This window comes from Martinezella miluonensis (genome assembly GCF_900094545.1).
Classification (GTDB): domain Bacteria; phylum Pseudomonadota; class Alphaproteobacteria; order Rhizobiales; family Rhizobiaceae; genus Rhizobium; species Rhizobium miluonense.
The window spans coordinates 171,278-192,741 of the sequence record NZ_FMAH01000001.1; the positions used below are offsets into that span (position 1 = coordinate 171,278).

22 protein-coding genes are annotated in these 21,464 nt (G+C 60.5%); 2 read left to right on the forward strand and 20 right to left on the reverse strand.

All coding sequences use genetic code 11. The features are described 5' to 3' along the window. Positions 1-52: 52 nt before the first annotated feature. Positions 53-997, reverse strand: coding sequence for a nucleoside hydrolase (locus GA0061102_RS00850; RefSeq protein ID WP_092843132.1), 945 nt, complete (start codon positions 995-997; stop codon positions 53-55). A 230-nt stretch (positions 998-1,227) separates the two neighbouring features. On the opposite strand from GA0061102_RS00850, the gene GA0061102_RS00855 reads away from it, so the two are divergent. Together GA0061102_RS00855 and GA0061102_RS00860 are read left to right on the forward strand one after the other, a co-directional pair. Continuing rightward, a complete protein-coding gene (locus GA0061102_RS00855; protein WP_092843134.1) occupies positions 1,228-1,659 on the forward strand; it encodes an Hsp20 family protein in 432 nt (143 codons plus the stop codon). A gap of 157 nt (positions 1,660-1,816) precedes the next feature. Further along, complete coding sequence (locus GA0061102_RS00860; protein ID WP_092843136.1) at positions 1,817-2,074, forward strand: BQ00720 family protein; 258 nt, start codon at positions 1,817-1,819, stop codon at positions 2,072-2,074. A gap of 159 nt (positions 2,075-2,233) precedes the next feature. Here GA0061102_RS00860 and trmB read toward each other — a convergent pair whose 3' ends face one another. The 19 genes from trmB to GA0061102_RS00955 form a co-directional block, all read right to left on the reverse strand. Further along, positions 2,234-2,935: a tRNA (guanine(46)-N(7))-methyltransferase TrmB gene (gene trmB, locus GA0061102_RS00865; RefSeq protein ID WP_092843138.1), complete on the reverse strand. Its 702-nt coding sequence runs from the start codon at positions 2,933-2,935 to the stop codon at positions 2,234-2,236. After that, a complete protein-coding gene (metK, locus tag GA0061102_RS00870; protein WP_092843140.1) occupies positions 2,932-4,185 on the reverse strand; it encodes a methionine adenosyltransferase in 1,254 nt (417 codons plus the stop codon). The genes trmB and metK overlap by 4 nt, the downstream gene beginning before the upstream one ends. 187 nt (positions 4,186-4,372) lie before the next feature. After that, positions 4,373-4,792 (reverse strand): helix-turn-helix domain-containing protein, encoded by a 420-nt coding sequence (locus tag GA0061102_RS00875; RefSeq protein WP_004120823.1) that lies wholly within the window; start codon positions 4,790-4,792, stop codon positions 4,373-4,375. A 151-nt stretch (positions 4,793-4,943) separates the two neighbouring features. Beyond that, positions 4,944-6,545, reverse strand: coding sequence for an apolipoprotein N-acyltransferase (gene lnt, locus GA0061102_RS00880; protein ID WP_092843142.1), 1,602 nt, complete (start codon positions 6,543-6,545; stop codon positions 4,944-4,946). A gap of 78 nt (positions 6,546-6,623) precedes the next feature. Then, positions 6,624-7,793, reverse strand: coding sequence for a hemolysin family protein (locus GA0061102_RS00885; RefSeq protein ID WP_092843143.1), 1,170 nt, complete (start codon positions 7,791-7,793; stop codon positions 6,624-6,626). Between the two features lie 25 nt (positions 7,794-7,818). Continuing rightward, entirely contained in the window at positions 7,819-8,325 is a 507-nt protein-coding gene (ybeY, locus tag GA0061102_RS00890) for an rRNA maturation RNase YbeY (RefSeq protein ID WP_092843145.1), read from the reverse strand. 18 nt (positions 8,326-8,343) lie between these two features. Further along, entirely contained in the window at positions 8,344-9,396 is a 1,053-nt protein-coding gene (locus GA0061102_RS00895) for a PhoH family protein (RefSeq protein ID WP_092843147.1), read from the reverse strand. A gap of 30 nt (positions 9,397-9,426) precedes the next feature. Then, entirely contained in the window at positions 9,427-10,839 is a 1,413-nt protein-coding gene (gene miaB, locus GA0061102_RS00900) for a tRNA (N6-isopentenyl adenosine(37)-C2)-methylthiotransferase MiaB (RefSeq protein WP_092843148.1), read from the reverse strand. Between the two features lie 61 nt (positions 10,840-10,900). Further along, on the reverse strand, positions 10,901-11,698 hold the full coding sequence (gene olsA / locus GA0061102_RS00905) for a lyso-ornithine lipid O-acyltransferase (protein ID WP_092843150.1): 798 nt from the start codon (positions 11,696-11,698) through the stop codon (positions 10,901-10,903). A gap of 30 nt (positions 11,699-11,728) precedes the next feature. After that, the gene (locus GA0061102_RS00910; RefSeq protein ID WP_034488903.1) at positions 11,729-12,157 is read right to left on the reverse strand and encodes a Fur family transcriptional regulator; all 429 of its coding nucleotides are present in this window, start codon (positions 12,155-12,157) and stop codon (positions 11,729-11,731) included. A gap of 39 nt (positions 12,158-12,196) precedes the next feature. Continuing rightward, on the reverse strand, positions 12,197-12,691 hold the full coding sequence (locus GA0061102_RS00915) for a GNAT family N-acetyltransferase (RefSeq protein ID WP_092843152.1): 495 nt from the start codon (positions 12,689-12,691) through the stop codon (positions 12,197-12,199). Positions 12,692-12,693: 2 nt separating this feature from the next. Continuing rightward, a complete protein-coding gene (gene tsaB, locus GA0061102_RS00920) occupies positions 12,694-13,350 on the reverse strand; it encodes a tRNA (adenosine(37)-N6)-threonylcarbamoyltransferase complex dimerization subunit type 1 TsaB (RefSeq protein ID WP_092843153.1) in 657 nt (218 codons plus the stop codon). Positions 13,351-13,473: 123 nt separating this feature from the next. Beyond that, complete coding sequence (locus tag GA0061102_RS00925; RefSeq protein WP_092843155.1) at positions 13,474-14,040, reverse strand: NifU family protein; 567 nt, start codon at positions 14,038-14,040, stop codon at positions 13,474-13,476. A 116-nt stretch (positions 14,041-14,156) separates the two neighbouring features. Beyond that, a complete protein-coding gene (locus GA0061102_RS00930) occupies positions 14,157-14,648 on the reverse strand; it encodes a universal stress protein (protein ID WP_092843157.1) in 492 nt (163 codons plus the stop codon). A gap of 75 nt (positions 14,649-14,723) precedes the next feature. Beyond that, the gene (gene trpS / locus GA0061102_RS00935; protein ID WP_092843159.1) at positions 14,724-15,788 is read right to left on the reverse strand and encodes a tryptophan--tRNA ligase; all 1,065 of its coding nucleotides are present in this window, start codon (positions 15,786-15,788) and stop codon (positions 14,724-14,726) included. 163 nt (positions 15,789-15,951) lie between these two features. After that, complete coding sequence (locus tag GA0061102_RS00940) at positions 15,952-16,344, reverse strand: VOC family protein (RefSeq protein WP_092843161.1); 393 nt, start codon at positions 16,342-16,344, stop codon at positions 15,952-15,954. Between the two features lie 245 nt (positions 16,345-16,589). Continuing rightward, the gene (gene murJ / locus GA0061102_RS00945; RefSeq protein ID WP_092843163.1) at positions 16,590-18,194 is read right to left on the reverse strand and encodes a murein biosynthesis integral membrane protein MurJ; all 1,605 of its coding nucleotides are present in this window, start codon (positions 18,192-18,194) and stop codon (positions 16,590-16,592) included. Then, complete coding sequence (locus GA0061102_RS00950) at positions 18,191-21,106, reverse strand: [protein-PII] uridylyltransferase (protein ID WP_092843165.1); 2,916 nt, start codon at positions 21,104-21,106, stop codon at positions 18,191-18,193. The genes murJ and GA0061102_RS00950 overlap by 4 nt, the downstream gene beginning before the upstream one ends. A gap of 59 nt (positions 21,107-21,165) precedes the next feature. Then, positions 21,166-21,459 carry a hypothetical protein gene (locus GA0061102_RS00955; RefSeq protein WP_092843167.1) on the reverse strand — a complete coding sequence of 98 codons (294 nt, stop codon included), beginning with the start codon at positions 21,457-21,459 and terminating at the stop codon, positions 21,166-21,168. Positions 21,460-21,464: the final 5 nt, after the last annotated feature.

A 21,464-nucleotide genomic window follows, 5' to 3' on the forward strand; every position in this document is an offset into this window, starting at 1 on the left:
TACGAAAAGGCCGCCGGAGCGATCCGGCGGCCTTTTCATTTGTATCAGACGATCAGATGCGAGCGAAGCGTTCCGTCAGCAGCGCGAAGAAGCCATCGGCATCGACATCACGCATGACCTTGGCATTGTGCTTGCGGTCGGTGACATGCCACCAGTCGACGACGGTCATGCCGACCGTCAACTCGGATGTCACCTCGATCTCGACATTGCACTCGCGGCCCTTGAAGAGCTCGGGCTTCAGCAGATAGGCGATGACGGTCGGGTCGTGCAGCGGGCCGCCATCCGAGCCGTACTTCTCGATATCGAAGCGCTCGAAGAATTCCAGCATCTCGACCATGGCCTTGGCGGCCGGCGTGCCGACGGCAGCGATGCGGGCGACGCGATCCTTGCGCGTCAGCAGCTTGTGCGTGACATCGAGCGGCATCATGACGATCGGTACGCCCGAGCGGAACACGACATCCGCCGCCTCCGGATCGACATAGATGTTGAATTCGGCGGCCGGCGTGATGTTGCCGCCCTCAAAGAAACCGCCGCCCATCATCACTAGCTCGCGCACGCGGCCGATGATGTCAGGCGCCTTCTGGAAGGCCGTCGCGATATTGGTCAGCGGACCAAGCGTGCAAAGCGTGACAGCGCCTTCCGGTTCCTTACGCAGCGTGTCGATGATGAAATCGACGGCGTGGCCGGGCTGCAGTTCCATGGTCGGTTCGGACAGTTCCGGACCGTCCAGGCCGGTCTTGCCATGCACATGCTCGGCGGTGACCAGCTTGCGCTTGAGCGGTGCGTCGGCGCCGGCAAAAACCTTCACGTCGCGACGATTGCAGAGCTCGCAAACGATACGGGCGTTGCGGCTCGTCAGCCGCAACGGCACGTTGCCGGCAACGGTCGTGATACCGAGCACATCGACTTCCTCGCGACTGCCGAAGGCGAGAAAGATCGCTGCAGCGTCGTCCTGACCAGGGTCTGTATCGATGATGATTTTTCTGGGTTCGGTCATGTCTGTAACTTTCCTCCGGTGCAGATTGAGAGGCTTTGTCGCGAGTCCGGTCCGGCTTTGTCAAGCGCTCGGGCAGCATGTCACCAAACGATTCTTCGCTGCGCGATTCGATCTCGCAAATGCGAAGACGCCATGCCTTGCACTCAAAGGCGCGTACTCCCATATTAGTGGCAACCGGGTGCTGAAAATCAGGTCCGGAACGGTCGCTTGTTACCCAAGGACTTGAGACGATGAGCCGGACGACTCCCTTTGCCAGCCCGCTGCTTCTGGGCTTCGACACTATGGAAAAGACGCTGGAGCGGATTTCCAAGGCCAGTGACGGTTATCCTCCCTACAATATCGAGCGCATGCAGGCAGACCGCCTTTCGGGCGAGCCGGAGCGCCTGCGCATCACGCTTGCTGTGGCCGGTTTCTCGGAAGATGAGCTCGATGTCAGCACGGAAGAAAACCAGCTTCTGATCCGCGGGCGCCAGGTCGAACAGAGCGAGCGCGACTATCTTTATCGCGGCATCGCGGCCCGGCAGTTCCAGCGCATCTTCGTGCTTGCTGATGGGATGCAAGTCCTTGGCGCCATTCTGAAGAATGGCCTGCTCTCAGTCGATCTCATTCGGCCGGAACCGAACCGCATGGTAAAGAAAATTAACATTTCGGTCTCACAGTAGGACAACGGACTAGAGCCGGATGATTTCAGGTCGAATCGACCTAAAATCTGAATCCGCTCTAGAATCAAATAACTAGAGCATGATGTCGCCCGAAAACCGCTTACACTTTTCGGCATCATGCTCTAGGCCGTTGGTCCCTCACACTGGAGGTACGAAGGTGTTGTTGAAAGAAGCCACCGCCCGCCTGACCCAATCCGAGCTTGCCGACATTGGTGCCGGCGAGGTAGCCTATATCAGGAAAATGGACTGGAACGAGGTCTCCCGCTGCTTTCCGGAAGCGCCTGAAATCGATCCGGATGTCGACCTCTGGGCGCTTTTCGGCGCGGATGGCACACCAATTCTGCTGACGGACAATCGGTCCAGCACGTTCTATCGTGCTGCCGAAGACGAACTGAAGACGGTTAGCCTGCACTGACCGGAAGTGCCGCTCAACGGTGAGGTTCACCGTTCGCAAGGACCGCCGAACGGCCCCGTATTGCGACGCGCGTGCATGATCCAGACCGCCCCTTGCGCGGCGGTCCTGACGGGGTGATGCGACAGGAGCAGTCACCTGCTCCAGCCATAAATCAAGCGATCAGATTTTCCTGAAGGTCAGATAAGCCGACGAGCGCCCTTCGCGCCGGGCCTTTGCCTCGTAGCGCGTGCTCGGCCAACCCTCGTAGGGCGTCAGCCAATCGGCAGCATTCCGCGCAGTCCATTCGAAGCCACCATGAGCATGGCAATGCTGCAGTGTCCAATTGACATAGGTATCGATGTCGGATGCGAAGCAGAAGCGCGCGCCCGGCTTCAGCACGCGATGGAAGCGCGTGAGATTGACCTGCGAAACGAAACGGCGCTTCCAGTGCTTCTTCTTCGGCCAGGGATCGGGATAGAGCAGATCGATCTGATCCAGGCAGCCATCCGGCAGCCAGTCCAGCAGTTGGGTGGCGTCGTCGTTGTAAACGCGGATATTGCGGGCGCCGGTCTCACCGATGCGCGCAAGCAGTTTCTGCATCGAATTGACGAAGGGCTCGACGCCGATGAAGCCGGTCGCCTGCTGTTCCAATGCCCTATGAATCAGATGCTCGCCGCCACCGAAACCGATCTCCAAGCGCAGACGCTCGGTCTGCTCGGGGAAGAGATCATTCAGCGGCTGCGGCGCCGGAGCGGAAAGATCGACGATATATTGCGGCAGCATTGCTTCCAGCGTTTCCGCCTGCTGGCCGCGCAAGGCTTTACCCTTGCGCCGCCCGAAGAATGCTTCCGTCGCCCGCGACCGGCGCTCGACGTCGATCATGCAGCTTCCTTGACCTTCACAGCTTCCTTGAGGGCCTTCACCAGATCGGTACGCTCCCAGGAGAAGGAACCGTCACGGCCGGCCTTGCGGCCGAAATGGCCATAGGCCGAGGTCTTGGCATAAATCGGCTTGTTGAGGTCGAGGTGACGGCGGATGCCCGTCGGCGAGAGGTCCATGTTCTTGCGGATAGCCGCTTCGACCTGGTCCTCGGTTACGCCCTTGCCCGTGCCGTGCAGGTCGACATAGATCGACAGCGGCTGAGCGACGCCGATGGCGTAGGAGAGCTGGATCGTGCAGCGATCGGACAGGCCGGCGGCAACGACGTTCTTTGCGAGGTAGCGGGCGGCATAGGCTGCAGAACGGTCAACCTTGGTCGTGTCCTTGCCCGAGAAAGCGCCGCCGCCATGCGGAGCTGCGCCGCCGTAGGTGTCAACGATGATCTTGCGGCCGGTCAGGCCGGCGTCGCCGTCCGGGCCGCCGATGACGAACTTACCAGTGGGGTTGATGTACCACTTGCAATCGGAGGCGATCTTCAGGTCGCCGAGTGCTTCGATGATATAGGGTTCGACAACGGCGCGAACCTTGTTTGAATCCCAGCTATCGTCGAGATGCTGCGTGGACAGCACGATCGAGGTCACTTCGGACGGCTGGCCGTCGACGTAGCGGACCGTTACCTGGCTCTTGGCGTCCGGGCCGAGCTTGGCAACGTCTCCATCGCCCTTTTTGCGGGCGGTTGCGAGCAGCTGCAGGATCTTGTGCGAATAGTAGATCGGCGCCGGCATGAGATCCGGGGTTTCGCGGCAGGCGTAGCCGAACATGATGCCCTGGTCGCCGGCACCTTCGTCGCCCTGCTGGTCGGCAGCATTGTCGACGCCCTGGGCGATATCGGCAGACTGCGAGTGCAGGAGCACGTCGATGCGCGCCTTCTTCCAGTGGAAGCCGTCCTGTTCGTAGCCGATATCCTTGATGGCGCGGCGGGCAGCAGCCTTGAACTTCGAAGGATTGATGACGTCGTTGCCATCCTTGTCCTTCTTCATCAGGCTCGGCGGAAGACGAACTTCGCCGGCGATGACGACACGGTTGGTGGTGGCAAGGGTCTCGCAGGCAATGCGCACGCCCCAAGGATTCACGCCGGTCTTTGCGGCCTCGCGGTAGACCAGATCGACGATTTCATCAGAAATGCGGTCACAAACTTTATCCGGGTGACCTTCGGCAACGGACTCACTCGTGAACAGATAATTCGCGCGCATGTGGGATTCCCCTCAAAGAACAAATCTTCGCTCTTGATATTCGTCTCTGCCTCGAAAAACAAGACGAACAAGGACATAAATATATCTTTATATCCCGGCCGAAGTGATAAAATTTTGCCGTAAATGCAGAAAAGGCGGCCAAAATGACCGCCTCCCGGCTTCTTCGGTTTGTATCGTCACGGAAGGCCTATTCGGCATCCGCCTCGGCGGCAAGCGCCTTGACCAGCTCGACCACCTTGCGCCGGACCTTGCCGTCGGAAATCTTCACGAAGGCGCGATTGAGCTGCAGCCCTTCCGAAGAGGACAGGAAATCGACGACATAATTAGAACTGGATGCTTCGGCCATGCCCCCCGCAGTAGCCGTATGCTCGCCCGGAGCGTCTTCGAAGAAGAAAGAGACCGGGACATTGAGAATGCTGGAGATATTCTGGAGGCGGCTGGCGCCAACGCGGTTGGTGCCCTTTTCGTATTTCTGGATTTGCTGAAACGTGATTCCAAGGCTTTCGCCGAGTTTCTCCTGGCTCATGCCAAGCATCGTGCGGCGGAGGCGTATGCGGCTACCGACATGAATGTCGATGGGGTTCGGCTTCTTTTTGTTTTCAATCATCATTTTACCCTAACATAGGTTGAATTCAGGACCTGCCACCCGGTACCCTTCTCCACCCCTATAACGCCACGTTGCAGCCGACGCCCCCAAGGCCTCCAGTCTACGTTCAAAAGGCGGATAGCCAGCACTATGCAATTTTAGGGTTTTTTGGTCAATTCACCCTTGGAATAAAACCCATGCGTGAAATGGCGGCGACCATGCCGACCAGACCGACAATCAACCAAAAGTATGTTTTCCGGGCTTTATCATCGACGCTCGACACAGTTGCACCACTTAAAGTCGTGTCGATAAATCCCTCCTGATTATAGCCGATTCCGGAGATCACCCGGCCATGCGGATCGACGAAGGCTGAGATGCCCGTATTGGCGCTGCGAATCAGAGGAAGCCCTTGTTCGACTGCCCTCACCCTTGCCTGCAGGAAGTGCTGATAAGGGCCTGGCGTATCTCCAAACCAGCCGTCGTTCGTCACGTTCAGGATCGCGTCGGCTTGCCGGATTTCCGGCGTCATCTCGTTCGGAAAGATGATCTCGTAGCAGATCAGCGGGTAGAGTTTGATACCGTCAGGCATGGCCAACAGCTGCCGCTTGGTGGCCGCGGAAAACCCTCCCGGCAGTTCCACGACATTCTCGATGCCGAGATAACTCAGTATATGCTCGAAGGGCACATATTCGCCGAAGGGCACGAGATGGGTCTTGTCCGAGGCGTCGAGGATCTGGCCGCGACCATCGACGACGTAGATCGAATTGTAGTAGCGCGGCGCGGCGCCAGGGCCCATATCCTCGACACGAACGGCGCCTGTGATCAGGACCTGATCGTCCTCCAGCTGATCGGCGATGCGAGCGAGCGCATCCCTGTTGTCTGTGAGGATGAACGGGACGGCCGTCTCGGGCCAGACGATGATATCGGGGCGCTTGCCGCCATTTGCAGACGGCTGCACGGAGAGCGCCAGATGCTTGTCGAAGATGGCGGTGCGATCCGCATCCGTGTCCATCTTCGCTTCCTGGTCGATGGACGGCTGGACGATGCGCACGACGGGGGTCACCTTGCCGCTCGCCGCCGGCGTATCCGGCAGGTTCAGCGCATAATAGCCATAGCCGAAATGGGCGGCGGCGATCATGACAGCAAGCCCGATCCCGGGCACCCGCCCCTGGCGCGTGCCGAGCAAGGCCGGCGCGGCGAAGACGAAGACGGCAAGCACCGTCACCCCGAGCACGCCGATCAGATGCGCCGACTGCATCATCAGCGGAACGGGCATGGCGCCGTAGCCGATGGCATTCCAGGGAAAGCCGGTGAAGAGAAAGCTGCGCAGCCATTCGAGGATGCCGAAGCTGAAAGCGAGCGCCGCGATACGGCCCATCCCGTCGGACCACAGGATGCGGGCGAGCACTGTCGCCACGCCGTAGAAAATCGCCAGGAAGGCCGGCAGGCCGAAGATTGCCAGCGGCAAGGCCCAGGCAAACTCTTCGGCATCGATCAGCAGCGCATGACCGAGCCACCATAGGCCGGCGACGAAATAGCCGAAGCCGAACAGCCAGCCCGTGAAGAAGGCCGGCCACAGCCGGCCGAGAAGCCCGCTATCGGGACTGGCAGCGACGCCATCGAGCAGCCAGACGAGCAGCGTGAAGGAGATGAACATCGCCGCAAAAAAGCCGAAGGGCGGCAGCGCCAGCACGCCGACGGCACCGGCCAAAATCGCAAGCAACGCACGTTTTAAACCCCAGACGAGGATCACCCTGCCCGAAAGCCATTCCATGCGCCAGCTCCGTCCAACTGCGAATCAACTGGCGGCAGTCTTTCAAAGAATTGCCGGTTTGTCCCGCCGAAGCGGAACTTATTGGCCGGCGGCGTTGCGCTCGATTGGAGTTTCCTCAGCAATTGCATCCGGTGACGACAAGCCGCGCTCCGGCGTGCCGCTCTCGCCTTCAGCCTTTGCCGGCCTTCGACGCACAGCATGCCGCTTGCGGGTGATGCGCACCCGCTTGATGCGGCGCGGATCGGCATCGAGGATATGGAACTCGAAGCCCGGCAGCGCCTGCACGAGCTCGCCGCGCACGGGAATGCGGCCAAGCGCCGAGAAGATCAGGCCGCCAAGCGTGTCCACCTCGTCCACCTGCTCGCTGATGTCGAAATCCGGGCCGATCGCCGCGGCGATCTCTTCCAGCTCGACACGGGCATCGGCAACGAAGACATCTTCGGAGACGCGCTTGAACATCACCTCGTCGTCATCGTGCTCGTCGTCGATGTCACCGACGACCATTTCGACGATATCCTCATGCGAGGCCAGGCCGTCCGTGCCGCCATACTCGTCGATAACAAGCGCCATCTGCGTGCGGTTGACCTGCATACGGCGTAGGAGGTCGGAGGCGAGCATCGAGGGCGGAACGAACAGGATCTTGCGGATGATGCCGGCCTCGGCCAGCGTCTTCTGCAGATCGACGCGCGAAAGATCGAAATTCGGCTTGGCGGAGCGTGGCGCCTTCTCGGTGGTGGCACCCGTCGTCGCAGCGGCGGCCGTCTTGGCACTGCCGGCGCGCCGCTTGTTGCGGGCCTGCTTGGCGACAAAGGACAGGAGGTCGCGGATATGGACCATGCCGCGCGGATCATCCAGTGTGTCGGCGTAAACAGGCATGCGCGAGCGGCCGCTTTCCTCGAACAGGATCATCAGCTCGCCGATAGTGATGTTCTGGTCCACGGCCTCGATGTCGGCGCGCGGCACCATGACATCCTCGACGCGCACCTCGCGGAAGCGCAGGATGTTGTGCAGCATTGCCCGCTCATCCGGGGAGAAGGCATCGTCATCGGCGGCGTTGGTCATCAACGCGTCGGCGAGATCCTCACGCAACCGCGCGGCGCCCTGCGCCGGGCGAAGAATACGCGCTGCACGCGCCCAAAATGAAGATTGAGATCGCTTGCCGGTGCTACTACTGCCAGCCTCATCGGAGGAGGCCACATCGGCTCCATCTTTGGCCTCAGGGGCCGGTCTTGTCGTAAAGTCGCTCATTGTTCCTGGTCAGACAGGGTTCAAATCAAATGGGGTCCTGTCCCGCATAGGGATCAGATAGGCCAAGCTCCGCCAAAATGCGAGTCTCCAGCCCCTCCATTCTTTCAGCTTCGCTATTATTCATATGATCGTAGCCGAAGAGATGCAAGAAACCATGCACCATCAAATGGGTCAGATGGTCGTCAAAACTCTTTTCGAGATCGGCGGCTTCACGCTCCACCGTCTCTCTGGCGATGATGATATCGCCGAGCATAGGGCCGGGCTTGCCGCCGGGCTCCAGCGGAAAGGCGGGGAACGAAAGTACATTCGTCGCCTTGTCCTGCGAGCGCCATTCCGCATTGATCTCGCGGATCGAAGCGTCGTCGGTAAACACCAGCGACAATTCCGGCGCCATTTTCGGAAAAGGCTGCTTCTCGTGCTTCTTCAGATAGGCTGCAGCCTTGCCCAGCACGCGCTCGGCGAGCGACTGCAATTCCTCTTCGGAGGGCCAATCGCCCTCCTCTAAGCTAATCTGTATGTCGAGTTCGGTCATAGGTTTCCGCACCGCAGATCAGATCTGCGGTGCGCTTTCCTCTGCCTGGGCGGCATAGGTGGAATCGTAGGCCCGGACGATGCGCGCCACCAGAGGATGACGGACGACATCGGTATCCTTGAAGCGGACGATGGTGACGCCCTCGACGCCGTTCAGCAGCTGCAGCGCCTCGACCAGCCCCGACTTGACGCCGCGCGGCAAGTCGATCTGGCTCGGATCGCCGGTGATGATCATCCGCGAATTCTCGCCGAGACGGGTCAGGAACATCTTCATCTGCATGGATGTCGTGTTCTGCGCCTCGTCGAGGATGACGGCGGCGTTGGCGAGCGTGCGGCCACGCATGAAAGCGAGCGGCGCGATCTCGATGACGCCGGCGGTGATGGCACGTTCGACCTTGTCGCCCGGCATCATGTCGTAGAGCGCGTCATAGAGCGGACGCAGATAGGGATCGACCTTTTCCTTCATGTCGCCGGGCAGGAAGCCGAGGCGCTCTCCGGCTTCGACGGCCGGGCGCGACAGGATGATCTTCTCGACCGCACCGCGTTCCAGAAGCTGGGCGGCGTGCGCGACGGCGAGATAGGTCTTGCCGGTACCGGCCGGGCCGACACCGAAGACCATTTCGGACCGCTCAAGCGCCCGCATATAGGCATCCTGCGTCGGCGTGCGCGCAATGATCGTCTTCTTGCGCGTCGAAATCTGCGCCATCGTCAACTTGGCTTTTCTCTCCATGGTCGGCAGCGTCAACTGGTCATCGGCGGCAACCGCCATGCGGATCGCGCCTTCTACATCGGAACGCTCTACATTGCCGCCTTTTTGCAGCTTGTCATAGAGATAATCGAGCGTCCGGCGCGCCTGATTGGTGGCTGGCACATCGCCTGTTATGACGACCGAGTTGCCGCGAGCTCTGGCATCGATGCCGAGGCGCTCCTCAAGCAGCTTCAAGTTCTGATCGAACTGACCGAACAGCTCGCTGGCGAACCGATTATTTTCGAACGTCAAGATGAAGTGATTTGCGTCGCTCGCGGTGCGGGGCTGGCGCGATGAAGAAGAAACCAATTCCTGTCCGTTCAAGCGGTGTGGCTCCTTGTGCCGGTCCGGAACCTAGAGCAAATCAGCAAACAGGCTGTTGGTGCTAGTTCCGGTGATTCGTACGTTAATAATGTCACCGATTTGCGATGCTTTTGCATCAACATTCACAGATTGCAGCCAGGGAGAGCGTCCAATCAACTGGCCAGGCATGCGGCCCGGCTTTTCCAGAAGGATATCCACTGTTTTGCCCACGCAGGCCTCGGCAAACGCATGCTGCTGCCTTAGCAACAGCGCCTGCAACCGTTCCAACCGCTTGGTTTTGACCTCTTCGGGCACCTGGTCCTTCAATTCCGCGCCGGGCGTACCCGGCCGCGTGGAATATTTGAACGAGAAGGCCTGTGCATAATTCACCTCCTCGATCAGCTTGAGTGTATCCTCAAAATCCTGATCTGTCTCCCCCGGGAAGCCGACGATGAAATCGCCCGAAAGGGCGATATCCGGCCGTGCGGTGCGGATTTTCTCGATGAGCGTGAGGTATTCCGCGGCTGTGTGCCGCCTGTTCATCGCCTTCAGAATCCGGTCCGAACCGGCCTGAACGGGCAGATGCAGATAGGGCATCAGCGTGCGCAGATCACGGTGCGCACCGATCAGGCGATCATCCATGTCGCGCGGGTGGCTGGTCGTGTAACGCAAACGAGCAAGACCGGGGATCTCGGCCAGGCGGTAGAGAAGATCGCCCAAGCTCCAGGCTTCGCCAGCAGGACCAGCGCCATGCCAGGCGTTGACATTCTGGCCGAGCAGCGTGATTTCGCGCACACCGCCATCCACAAGTTTTTCGGCCTCCTCGACGATCTGGGAGACCGGACGGGAGACTTCGGAGCCGCGCGTATAAGGAACCACGCAGAAAGTACAGAACTTGTCACACCCTTCCTGCACCGTCAGAAAGGCGGTGACGCCGCGCGCGCGGATCTTCGTCTTCTCGGCAATGGGCAGATGTTCGAACTTGTCCTCGATCGCATATTCCGTATCGACGACGCGCTGGCCCTGCTTGGCGCGACGAAGCGCGTCCGGCAGGCGATGATAGGTCTGCGGGCCGATGACGACATCGACAGCGGGCGCGCGGCGAAGAATCTCCTCGCCTTCGGCCTGGGCGACACAGCCGGTGACGCCGATCATCATCTCGCGACCGTCGGCAGCCTTGCGCTTCTTCATCTCGCGCAGGCGACCAAGCGCGGAATAGACCTTTTCCGCCGCCTTCTCGCGGATGTGACAGGTGTTCAGCAGGACGAGATCTGCCTCCTCCATATCCTCGGTTGGCTCATAGCCATCGCGGGAGAGCGCATCGCTCATCCGCGTGGAATCATAGACGTTCATCTGGCAGCCGTAGGTCTTGATGAAGACCTTGCGGCTGTTGGAGCCGTCGCGGGAGCCGAGCTGCAAAGCGTCGGTCGCCGGGGCGTCGAGGGTCAGGCTGTCCTTGGTCATGGGCCGCTATGTAGTGGCTTTTGCTTTCGGAGAAAATGAAAAAGTTGAAATCACCTGGAAATCAAGCGATCTCGCGGCCGAGCAGGCGGCTGGCGAGCATCGCGCGGATACGCCGCGCAATGGTGACACTGACTTCCTTGCGGTTGGTGCCGGCGCGATAATCCACGGCCTCACCGAAGCAGACATCGACATCGATGGCACCGCATTGGGCGATGCCCTTCAGGTGCGGCGCGAGCTCGATATCGCCGGGCCATGCCGTGAGCGGGCGATAATAGCGGCCCATGGGCGTGCCATGAACGCGGGTATAGACGACCGCAACCGGCTGGACATGCACGACGGCATCCGGCGCCTTCGGAAGGGCTGCCGCAGCGGCGCCAAAGAGCGAGGACTTGACCTCCAGAAGCCGATTGCCGTCCGAGGTGGTTCCCTCCGGAAACAGCACCATGATTTCGCCATCAGCCATGCGATCGGCGATCTCGTTCACCTGCTCGCCCGTCTTGCGCTTCTGCTCGCGCTCGACGAACACGCTCTTCTGCCACTGCGCGAACTGACCGAAGATCGGCCAATCCCGCACTTCCGACTTGGCGATGAAGGAGACGTCGGCCACCGCCGAGAGGACGAGAATATCGAGCCAGGACGAATGGTTGGAAGCCAGCATCAATGGTCGGCTCGTCTCCATCTTGCCGACCACATGAATGCGCACGCCAAGCCAATAGCAGACGATACGATGCCAGTAGCGCGGCAGGTAGCGCCTCAGCCTCCAATCGAAGCGCAGGCAGAGGATCTGCAGCGGCAGCATCACGGCGCTGACGACACAGATGACCGCGGCAGCACAGCCGATGCGCAGCCAGGTCATCAAATCATTTGCTCCTGCATGACAGCCTTCACGTCAAGCTTCGTCCTTCTTCAGCGGGATGCCGTAAAGCTCCAGCCGGTGGTCGACGAGTTTGAAGCCGTGTTCGCGGGCAATACGCTCCTGCAAAGCCTCGATTTCCGGCGAGTGAAATTCGATCACTTCGCCGCTTTTCAGGTCGATCAGGTGATCGTGATGCTCTTCGGGGACCGTTTCATAGCGGGAGCGTCCATCGCGGAAATCATGGCGGGCGAGCAGCCCGGCATCCTCGAACAGCTTCACGGTGCGGTACACAGTCGAGATCGAGATTTTCGCGTCCACCAGCACGGAGCGGCGATAGAGCTCCTCGACATCCGGGTGATCCTCTGATGTCTCGATAATGCGCGCGATGACCCGGCGCTGCTCTGTCATGCGCATGCCGCGCTCGGCGCAAAGTTCCTCGAGGGATTTTACGGCGTCATCCATCAATTGCTGTCTTCGGTCTATTTGGACTTTGACAACGGACTAACGAAGAACGCGCCGCATGACAAGCGCCGTCGACTTCGCGCCATTATCGCTGACGTAATAGGCCTTGCGCTCGCCGACCGTCTCGAAACCCAGCTTTCGATAGAGGCCAAGCGCCGGCTGATTGCCGCCATCGACCTCCAGGAACATGGTTTCACCGCCGCGATCGCGAGTCTCGCGGAGGGCCGCCTGCATCAGTCGCCATCCGAGACCGGAGCGGCCGAGCTTGGCATTGACGGCAATCGTCAGGATCTCACCCTCGCCTGCCACTTGCCGTGCCAGCACGAAGCCGGGAAGCGCTTTTTTCAGGATGGCATTGGTCTGGCGGGCGACGAAGCCGAAGGTCGTCTCCTGCGAGAGGAGATCCTGAAATTCGGTCTCATCCCAAACGCGCGGAAATCGTTCGCCGTGCAGGAGCGCCACTTCGACGCAATCCTTCAGCTCCATTGGGATGATTTCGTATTCGGCTTTCAGAGTCAGATAGGATTCGAGCATTTCTATTGCCTGGCAACTGCGTATCCGGCCTGCGGTCTGGCGTCGGGTCCGCGAAGATAAAGCGGCTTCGGCTTTTCGCTGACAGGCTTGCCAGCGCCCAGCCGGGCGACGATGGCAATCGGAAATGCGTCGGGCCGCTCCGCCGGCGGCGCGTCGCTCAACCGGGCGACAGCCGTTCCTGTGACGATGCCGTCGAAGGCGCTAGCAATTGTCCGCGCTTCGTCGATCGTCACGGCCCGAGCCTCGTCCAGCGGGTTGCCATCGGCATCGAAGCTCTGGAGATAAATCTCCTCGCGCTTGGCATCGATGGCAGCCAGAACCGACTTGCCCGGATTCTGCGCTCGCGCTGTTGCCGCCATGACCTCGAGGGTCGTGACGCCAACCGCAGGAACATTGAGGGAGAGAGCAAAACCGCGCGCGGCTGCGACGCCGATGCGGATGCCGGTGAAGGAACCGGGACCGACGGTCACGACGACACGTTCGATCGCCGAAAGCGTCGTCCTGGCTTTCGCCAGCGCTTCGTCGACAACGTGCATCAAATGCTCGGCATGCCCCCGTCCGATCGTTTCCGTGACCTCCCCCATCACAGAATCACTGCCGCTATCATACACAGCGGCAGCGCAATCCACACCTGCCGTGTCGAGCGCCAGTACGATCATGTTAACAATTCCGAAAAGCCGCGCCTGCAACGCGGATATTTTTATCTTCGAACGCCCCTGGGCTCCAGCGGGTGTCTCGGCATGATCCCATCCAAAACCGCTGGGCGCCCCTTGAGATCATGCTCAGACGGCTTCGACTTCCTGCACTTCCGGAACGAAGTGGCGCAGGAGGTTCTGCACTCCATGCTTCAGCGTTGCCGTCGAAGACGGGCAGCCGGCGCAGGATCCCTTCATATTGAGATAGACCTTGCCATCGCGGAAGCCGCGGAAGGTGATGTCGCCGCCATCCTGGGCAACGGCAGGACGCACGCGGGTATCGAGCAGTTCCTTGATGGTCAGCACGATGGCCTCATCGCCTTCATCGAAGAATTCGCCGCCGGCATCCCGCACTTCGGACAAAACCGAGGTCGAGCCCATAACGGGCTTGCCGGACATGAAATGCTCCATGATCGAACCGAGGATGGCGGGCTTCAAATGCTGCCACTCCTGATTTTCCTTGGAAACGGAGATGAAATCATAGCCGAAATAGACGCCGATCACGCCCGGAATCTCGAAGAGACGGGCAGCGAGCGGCGAAGCCTCGGCTTCCTCGGCGCTGCGGAACTCGGCCGTGCCGCTTTCCATCACCACCTTGCCCGGCAGGAACTTCAAGGTCGCGGGGTTCGGTGTCGCTTCGGTCTGAATGAACATCTTGATCTCCATGCGGCGGGCACAAACCCGGTCCCAACTTTAGAATATTTCAAAAGAGATAGGCCTTTTGACCACTCAATTCAAGAGAATGATTCTCAAGAAATGGTCGCCTGGCATCAGCTGAGCGCGTCGATTTCCTCGTTCGTCAGCGTATCCGGCAGCACCGTTACCGGGATCGGAAAGGCGGCCGCGCGGCCGGCGATCGACGAAACCAGCGGACCCGGCCCTTCCTTGGCAGACCCTGCGGCGAGAACGAGCAGTGCGATGTCCCGATCCTCTTCGATCACCGCATTGATCTGCTCGGCTGATGATCCCTCGCGGATGACGATTTCCGCATCGATGCCGACATTCTCGCGGACGCTCTGGGCGGCCTTGGCGGTTGCCGCTTCGGCCTCCTCGCGCGCTTCCGCCCGCATGATCTCCTCGACGCCGAGCCATTGCTGGAAATCGCCCTCGGGAATCACATAGAGCAGCACGAGGCCGCCATTGGAATTCTTGGCGCGCCGGCCGGCATAGTGGACGGCGCGCTGGCATTCGGGTGTGCCATCGATGACCGCCATGAACTTGCGGCGATGGCCTTCGAGCCGTGAAAGTCGTGTGGATACCATGGAGCGACTCTGACACCCGAAAACGGCGTTTTGCAAGCCCCCGTTTTCACGCGGGAGCCCTGCATTACGACATCATCAATAGAGAAAGCCGATAATGTCGCGAACCTGCTTCATCGTCACGTCGGCACGAGCGCGGGCGCGGGCGCTGCCATCGCGCAGCACGGCGTCGATATGGCCGGGATCGGCCATGAGGCGGCGCATTTCCGCCGTGATCGGCGATAGCGCGTGCACGGCAAGATCGACCAGCGCCGGCTTGAAGACCGAGAACTGCTGGCCGCCAAATTCGGACAGAACTTCCGACCGCGACTTGTCGGCAAGTGCTGCATAGATGCCGACCAGATTTTCGGCTTCGGGGCGACCGGCGAGACCGGCGATTTCGCTCGGCAAGCCATCCGGATCGGTCTTGGCCTTGCGGATCTTCTTCGAGATGTTTTCCTCGTCGTCTAGCAGGTTGATGCGCGATAGGTCGGAAGCGTCGGATTTCGACATCTTCTTCGTGCCGTCACGCAGCGACATGACGCGCGGCGCCGGGCCATCGATCAGCGGCTCGACCATCGGGAAATAGGCATGCACCGGCTCGTCGCCGACGGTGATGTCGATGCCGTAACCCGTGCGGCGAATATGCTCCATGTAGTCCAGATTGAACTTCATGGCGATGTCGCGGGTCAGCTCGAGATGCTGCTTCTGGTCGTCTCCAACAGGAACATGCGTGGCGCGATAGAGCAGAATATCGGCGGCCATCAGGCTCGGATAGGCGTAAAGGCCGAGGGAAGCCTGCTCGCGGTCCTTGCCGGCCTTGTCCTTGAACTGCGTCATGCGGTTCATCCAGCCAATGCGGGCGACGCAGTTGAAGATCCAGGCAAGCTCGGCGTGCCCCGGCACGGCCGACTGGTTGAAGACGATATGCTTTTCCGGGTCGATGCCGGCGGCAAGGAAGGCCGCGGTGATCGAGCGCGTCTGGTTCGGCATGTCGTCATGGACGAGCTGAGCCGTCAGCGCATGCATGTCGACGACGCAGTAGATGCAGTCGTTGTTGGCCTGCAGGGCCACGAACTTGCGGATCGCGCCGAGATAATTGCCGAGGTGAAGATTGCCTGTGGGCTGAACGCCGGAGAATACGAGCGGCTTGAATTCGGTCATGTCGTCCTCGAAAGGCTTGTGGAGGGCCCGGGCGAGCGACGCTCGACCCTTGGTTTCGAGCGGCTTATGCACGGCGGACAGGCTGGGATCAAGAGGCTATGTCGCGGATTCGATCTTGTGTGATCCTGCTCGAAAACCGCTGCACAGTTTTCAGGATCATGCCTCACGAAGAATGCTGGATCAGATCCCAGGTGTTGCCGTAGGGATCGGCGAAGACCGCCACGGTGCCATAGACCATGTGGCGGGGCTCTTCCCGGAACTCGACGCCCTTGGCAAGCAACGCGGCATGATCGCGGCCGAAATCGTCGGTCTTGAGGAAGAAGCCGACGCGGCCGCCGGTCTGATTGCCGATCGCAGCGCGCTGGCTGTCGCTTGCGGCTTGGGCAAGCAGTAGCGCAGCGCCCTCTGTGCTTTTCGGCTTAATGACGACCCAGCGCTTGCCCTCCGGTTGCACTTCGTCCTGCAAGCAGTCGAAGCCGAGGATATCGCAGTAGAAGGCTTTTGCGCGGTCGTAATCATCGACGACAAGGGCGACGAGGAAGAGAGATTGAGACATGGAAGGACTCCGCATCTGGCAAAATCGTCCCCTCGCCCCGCTTGCGGGGAGAGGGCTAGGGTGAGGGCCACGCACAAACGTCGGCCTATGCAGACTATCTTGGCCAGTCATTAAAATGGCGGCGCCTGCATACTTTAATTCTGCGGAGGCATCAGTGAAGGCCCTTCATCCGACTTGTCGCAATTTCACTCCGCTCGATCGCGCCAAGCCACCTTCTCCCCGCATTGCGGGGCGAAGGAGCCTTGTTATTCCCCATTCACCGCCTTCGCATCCGTTGCAGCTGCAGTCGGACGCTTGCGGTTGATATTGCGGCGGATCATGCCGAGATCGGCGCCGCCGATCAGGAAGGAGACCGCAAAATAGACCAGCATGGAAATCGCGATCAGCAAGCCGAGCGTGCTTACCTTGGTCAAAAGCGACGTGCCCGAAGCCAGATATGCGCCCCAGCGGTGCTGGAGATAGATGATCACTCCGGTCATGACGCCGGCTGAAACGAGCAGGAGGGCGGCGCGGCGGGCAAGGGCCCATTCCCAGGCCAGATGACCCCGGCGCAGCAACGTGGTGAAGAGCAGCACGGTGCTGATCCAGCCGGCCGTCGCTTCGGCAACGGCGATGCCCGGAGCACCCAAATAAGGAAAGAGGCTGAGCGCGATCGCGCAATTGACGGCAACGGCAACGCCGGAGAACCGCATCGGGGTCTTGGTGTCCTCGCGGGCATAGAAGCCCGGCTGCAGCGCCTTGATCAGTACGAAGGCCGGCAAGCCCAGGCCATAAATCGCCAGGATCGAGCCGACAATGACGGTGTTTTCCTGATGAAAGGCGCGGCGTTCGTAGAGCACGCGAATGATATCGTCGGAGAGAACCCAGAGCGCCATGGCGGCCGGCAAGGTCAGGAACAGCACGAACTCGATCGAGCGGTTCTGCAGATTGCCGGCTTCTTTCAGATGACCTGATTTCAAGGCGCGCGCCAGCTCCGGTAGCAGGACGACGCCGACGGCGACACCGACGACGCCGAGCGGCAGCTGATAGATGCGGTCGGCATATTGCAGGGCGGCGATCGCGCCTTCGCGGCTGGAGGCGATCGCCTGGCCGATCATCTGGTTGATCTGGGTGATGCCGCCGGTGACAGCGGCCGGAATGGCGAGGATCAAGAGCCGCTTGACGTTCGGCGTGAAACGCGGCCAGCGGAAGCCGATACTGATGCCGGCAAAACGCACGCCGATATAGACGACGAGCAATTGCAGGATACCGGCGACAAGCACGCCCCAGGAGAGATACCAGGCGGTCTGCAGCGGCACCGCGCCGAAATAGAGCGAATAGAACAGCGCGCCGATCATCACGACGTTAAGGAAGACGGGCGCCACCGCTGCCGCGAAGAAATGATGCAGCGAGTTCAGCATGCCGCTCATCATCGCCGTCAGCGACATACACATGAGATAGGGGAACATCACGGCGGCCATGCGCACCGTGATCGCGAATTTGTCGGGATCGTCGGCAAAGCCGGGCGCGATGATCCAGCGCACGATCAGCGGCATACCCAGTTCCATGACGACGGTGATCAGGAACAGGACCGAGAAGAGAACGCCGAACACTTCCTCGGAGAAGCGTTTCGCGCCCTCGCTACCGTTCGCCTCGATCTCCTTGGCAAAGAGCGGCACGAAGGCGGCGTTGAAAGCGCCCTCGGCAAACAGGCGGCGGAAGAGATTCGGAAAGCGGAAGGCAGCGTAGAACACGTCGGCCATCGGGCCGGTGCCGAGGGCCGCGGCCATCAGCGTCTCGCGGGCAAAGCCGAAGATGCGGCTGCCAAGCGTCGCGCCACCGACCGTGATGAATTTCTTGACTAGGCTCATACGGCTGAACCGGCTTTCTTTTCAGTATCTGGATTTTCGACGGCAACAGCGCGCGTGGCTGCAGGCGCGATGATGCCGGACGGCATGCGTTCGCGCATCTCGTCCTCCTCACCCGCCATGACGGCCTTCAGGCGTGCGGTAATGTTGGCTCGCTTGTTCTCGTTGGAGATCTTCTGTCCGACCAGATCGGTGACGTAGAAGGTGTCGATGACCTTCTCGCCGAACGTGGTGATGCGGGCCGACTGGATATCGAGCGACAGATCCGAGAGGACAGCCGTTATCTCCGACAGCAGGCCGGTGCGGTCGAGGCATTCGACCTCGATGACCGTGAACTTGTTGGACAGGCTGTTGGAGATGATGACCGACGGCGGGATGACGAAGGCCTTGTTCTTGCGGCGATTCTTCGTCCGCGTCGCAATGACTTCCGGCAACCGCTTGCGGCCGGCAAGCACGTCTTCGATCATCTTGCCGATGGTGCCGGCACGGCGCAGCTCATCGGCATCGTCGGGAAATTCGCGGCTGACATGGATGGTGTCGAGGGCGCGGCCGTCGGCGGTCGTGAAGATCTGCGCATCGGCGATATTGGCGCCGGCGGCCGCACAAGCGCCGGCAATTACGGTCAACAGACGCGGATGGTCGGGCGAGAGCACGGTGATCTCGGTGATGGCGTGGAAGCTGTCGGTGCGCACCATGGTGGCGAGCACCTTGCCTGCCTTGTCCGACTGGCGCATGAACTGCGTATGGCGGATCTGATCCTCCAGCGGCACGGACAGCAGATAAGGCTGGTAGTGCAGCTTGACGTAAGCCTTGCGCTCCTTCGCGCTCCAGTCCGCAAGCGCCTGTTCGAGCGCTGCGGCTGCGGCTTCCGCCCGCTCCTTGCGCGACACTTCCGAGAAGCCGCCGGCCAGCAGAAGCTCGGTCTCGTAATAGAGGGTGCGCAGCAGCTGGCCTTTCCAGCCGTTCCAGACGCCCGGGCCGACGGCGCGGATGTCGCAGACAGTCAGGATCAGCAACATCTTCAAACGGTCGAGCGACTGAACCCGGTCGGCGAAATCGATGATCGTCTTACGATCGGTCAGGTCACGCGTCTGGGCGACCATCGACATGGTCAGATGCTCGGCGATCAGCCATACCACAAGCTCGGTCTGTTTCGGCGAAAGGCCGAAGCGCGGGCAGAGCTTGCGCGCCACCTTGGCGCCGGCTTCCGAGTGATCCTCCTCGCGGCCCTTGGCGATATCGTGCAGGAGCACGGCGACATAGAGGGCGTCACGATCTTCGATGCTGGGCATCAGCTTGTTGGTCAGCGGATGGATATCCTCGGCCTTGCCCTTGTCGATCTCGGACAGCACCTCGACGGCGCGGATCAGATGCTCGTCCACAGTATAGTGATGATACATGTTGAACTGCATCATCGAGACGATCTTGCCGAATTCCGGAATGAAGCGGCCGAGCACGCCGGCCTCGTTCATGCGGCGCAGGATCAGCGCCGGATCGCGTTTGGAGGTAAGGATGGAGAGGAAGAGCCGGTTTGCCTCCTCGTTCTCGCGCAGATCGTTATCAATCAGGTTCAGCGAGCGCGTGACGCGCTTCAGCGCATCCGGATGGAATTCCAGGCCGTTGATGTCGGCGACGAAGAACAGCCTGATGAGGCTCACAGGATCGCGCTTGAATACATCGGGATTGGCAAGCGCGATGCGGCCGCGATCCTCGACGAATTCGACGGTGCCGGGGATCTTGCGCGAGCGATTGGCAAAGCGGCTGATGACGCCGGTAAGCCCCGGCGTCGCCTTTGCCTGCTGATCCTCGAGCGCTGCGCAGAGGATGCGGGTGAGATCGCCGACATCTTTGGCGACAAGGAAATAGTGCTTCATGAAGCGCTCGACCGCCGAAAGGCCAGGGCGAGCGTGATAATCGAGTGCCGCCGCGATATCGCGCTGAATATCGAAGGAAAGCCGTTCTTCCGCCTTGCCGGTCAGGAAATGCATGTGGCAGCGCACGGCCCAGAGGAAATCCTCCGCCTTCTCGAAGAGGCGGTATTCCTGCTTCGAGAGCACGCCGAGCTTCACCAATTCGACCGGATCGCGGACGTGATAGTAATATTTGGAGATCCAGAACAGCGTGTGCAGGTCGCGCAGGCCGCCCTTGCCTTCCTTGACGTTCGGCTCGACCAGATAGCGGGTATCGCCCGCCTTTCTGTGGCGCTCGTCGCGCTCGGCGAGCTTGGCGGCAATGAATTCCGGGCCGGTATTGGTGACGATTTCCTTGTCGAAACGCGCCTGCAGCTCCCGCGTCAACGGCTCGTTACCGCAGATATAGCGGGTTTCGAGAACCGCGGTGCGCACCGTCATATCGGACTTGGCCTCGCGGATGCATTCCTCGACCGTGCGCGTGGCGTGGCCGACTTTGAAGCCCATGTCCCAGAGCATATAGAGAATGAACTCGACCGCCTTGTGCGTCTCGCTGTCCGGCTTCGGCTGGAACAGGAAAAGAAGGTCGATATCCGAGCCGGGCGCCAGCGTATCGCGGCCATAACCGCCGACGGCCGTGACGGAGAAGCTACCGGCTCGCTTCGGAAAAACGTGATGGACGGTGAAATCGTAGATAACCGTGATGATCTGGTCCTGCAGCCAGGAAATGCGGTGGGCGCAATCTAGCCCGCTGCCCTGGAAGGCCAGCAGGCGGCGCGCCTCTTCGCGTCCCTCCTGGCTTGCCTTCTTCAATAGAGCAAGCAGAGCGGACCGCTCTTCGTTCTTATCCAGATTACGCTTGGCAAGAGCCTCGCATTCCGCTCTCAGCGAGGGAACGTCGAGAATAGCCGGAAAATCGATGTCATGCATTTCCATGCTCTGCCGACCGGATTCCTGTTCTTTGGCGGCGGGCCACCGCCGGCGCGCCTGTCTTTTCGTCTGCATGCGCTATAGCCTCTTTGCCCGGCGATTGACACAGGCAATCGACGCAGAAATCGGCAGTTTTAGGGCCTCGGCATCTCAAGCGTCCGCCTGAGCTCATTCAAGCTATATAGTATGTTTCGCGATTGAGCACCGATCTGCGTCACCATTTCGCGCTCACATTCCCAATAGCCGGCCTTGGCGATGCTCGAACAGATGTCGGAAATGCGGCTGCACGACAAGGTGATGCTGAGAAGACCGCGGTCAGACTCGCAATCCGGCGCCTCGCCTTCACCGCAGATCTTGCCGCGCGCGGCGATCGGGGAAAAGCGCTCTGCCAGGATACGGACTTCGGCGAGAAGATTTTCGAGATGCATGCTTT

Excerpts from the sequence above, each read along its gene's own strand:
- GA0061102_RS00850 (WP_092843132.1), bottom strand. The coding sequence starts at position 997 with ATGACCGAACCCAGAAAAATCATCATCGATACAGACCCTGGTCAGGAC.
- GA0061102_RS00855 (WP_092843134.1), top strand. The coding sequence starts at position 1,228 with ATGAGCCGGACGACTCCCTTTGCCAGCCCGCTGCTTCTGGGCTTCGAC.
- trmB (WP_092843138.1), bottom strand. The coding sequence starts at position 2,935 with ATGATCGACGTCGAGCGCCGGTCGCGGGCGACGGAAGCATTCTTCGGG.
- metK (WP_092843140.1), bottom strand. The coding sequence starts at position 4,185 with ATGCGCGCGAATTATCTGTTCACGAGTGAGTCCGTTGCCGAAGGTCAC.
- GA0061102_RS00875 (WP_004120823.1), bottom strand. The coding sequence starts at position 4,792 with ATGATTGAAAACAAAAAGAAGCCGAACCCCATCGACATTCATGTCGGT.
- lnt (WP_092843142.1), bottom strand. The coding sequence starts at position 6,545 with ATGGAATGGCTTTCGGGCAGGGTGATCCTCGTCTGGGGTTTAAAACGT.
- GA0061102_RS00885 (WP_092843143.1), bottom strand. The coding sequence starts at position 7,793 with ATGAGCGACTTTACGACAAGACCGGCCCCTGAGGCCAAAGATGGAGCC.
- ybeY (WP_092843145.1), bottom strand. The coding sequence starts at position 8,325 with ATGACCGAACTCGACATACAGATTAGCTTAGAGGAGGGCGATTGGCCC.
- miaB (WP_092843148.1), bottom strand. The coding sequence starts at position 10,839 with ATGACCAAGGACAGCCTGACCCTCGACGCCCCGGCGACCGACGCTTTG.
- GA0061102_RS00910 (WP_034488903.1), bottom strand. The coding sequence starts at position 12,157 with ATGGATGACGCCGTAAAATCCCTCGAGGAACTTTGCGCCGAGCGCGGC.
- GA0061102_RS00915 (WP_092843152.1), bottom strand. The coding sequence starts at position 12,691 with ATGCTCGAATCCTATCTGACTCTGAAAGCCGAATACGAAATCATCCCA.
- tsaB (WP_092843153.1), bottom strand. The coding sequence starts at position 13,350 with ATGATCGTACTGGCGCTCGACACGGCAGGTGTGGATTGCGCTGCCGCT.
- GA0061102_RS00925 (WP_092843155.1), bottom strand. The coding sequence starts at position 14,040 with ATGTTCATTCAGACCGAAGCGACACCGAACCCCGCGACCTTGAAGTTC.
- GA0061102_RS00930 (WP_092843157.1), bottom strand. The coding sequence starts at position 14,648 with ATGGTATCCACACGACTTTCACGGCTCGAAGGCCATCGCCGCAAGTTC.
- trpS (WP_092843159.1), bottom strand. The coding sequence starts at position 15,788 with ATGACCGAATTCAAGCCGCTCGTATTCTCCGGCGTTCAGCCCACAGGC.
- GA0061102_RS00940 (WP_092843161.1), bottom strand. The coding sequence starts at position 16,344 with ATGTCTCAATCTCTCTTCCTCGTCGCCCTTGTCGTCGATGATTACGAC.
- murJ (WP_092843163.1), bottom strand. The coding sequence starts at position 18,194 with ATGAGCCTAGTCAAGAAATTCATCACGGTCGGTGGCGCGACGCTTGGC.
- GA0061102_RS00950 (WP_092843165.1), bottom strand. The coding sequence starts at position 21,106 with ATGCAGACGAAAAGACAGGCGCGCCGGCGGTGGCCCGCCGCCAAAGAA.
- GA0061102_RS00955 (WP_092843167.1), bottom strand. The coding sequence starts at position 21,459 with ATGCATCTCGAAAATCTTCTCGCCGAAGTCCGTATCCTGGCAGAGCGC.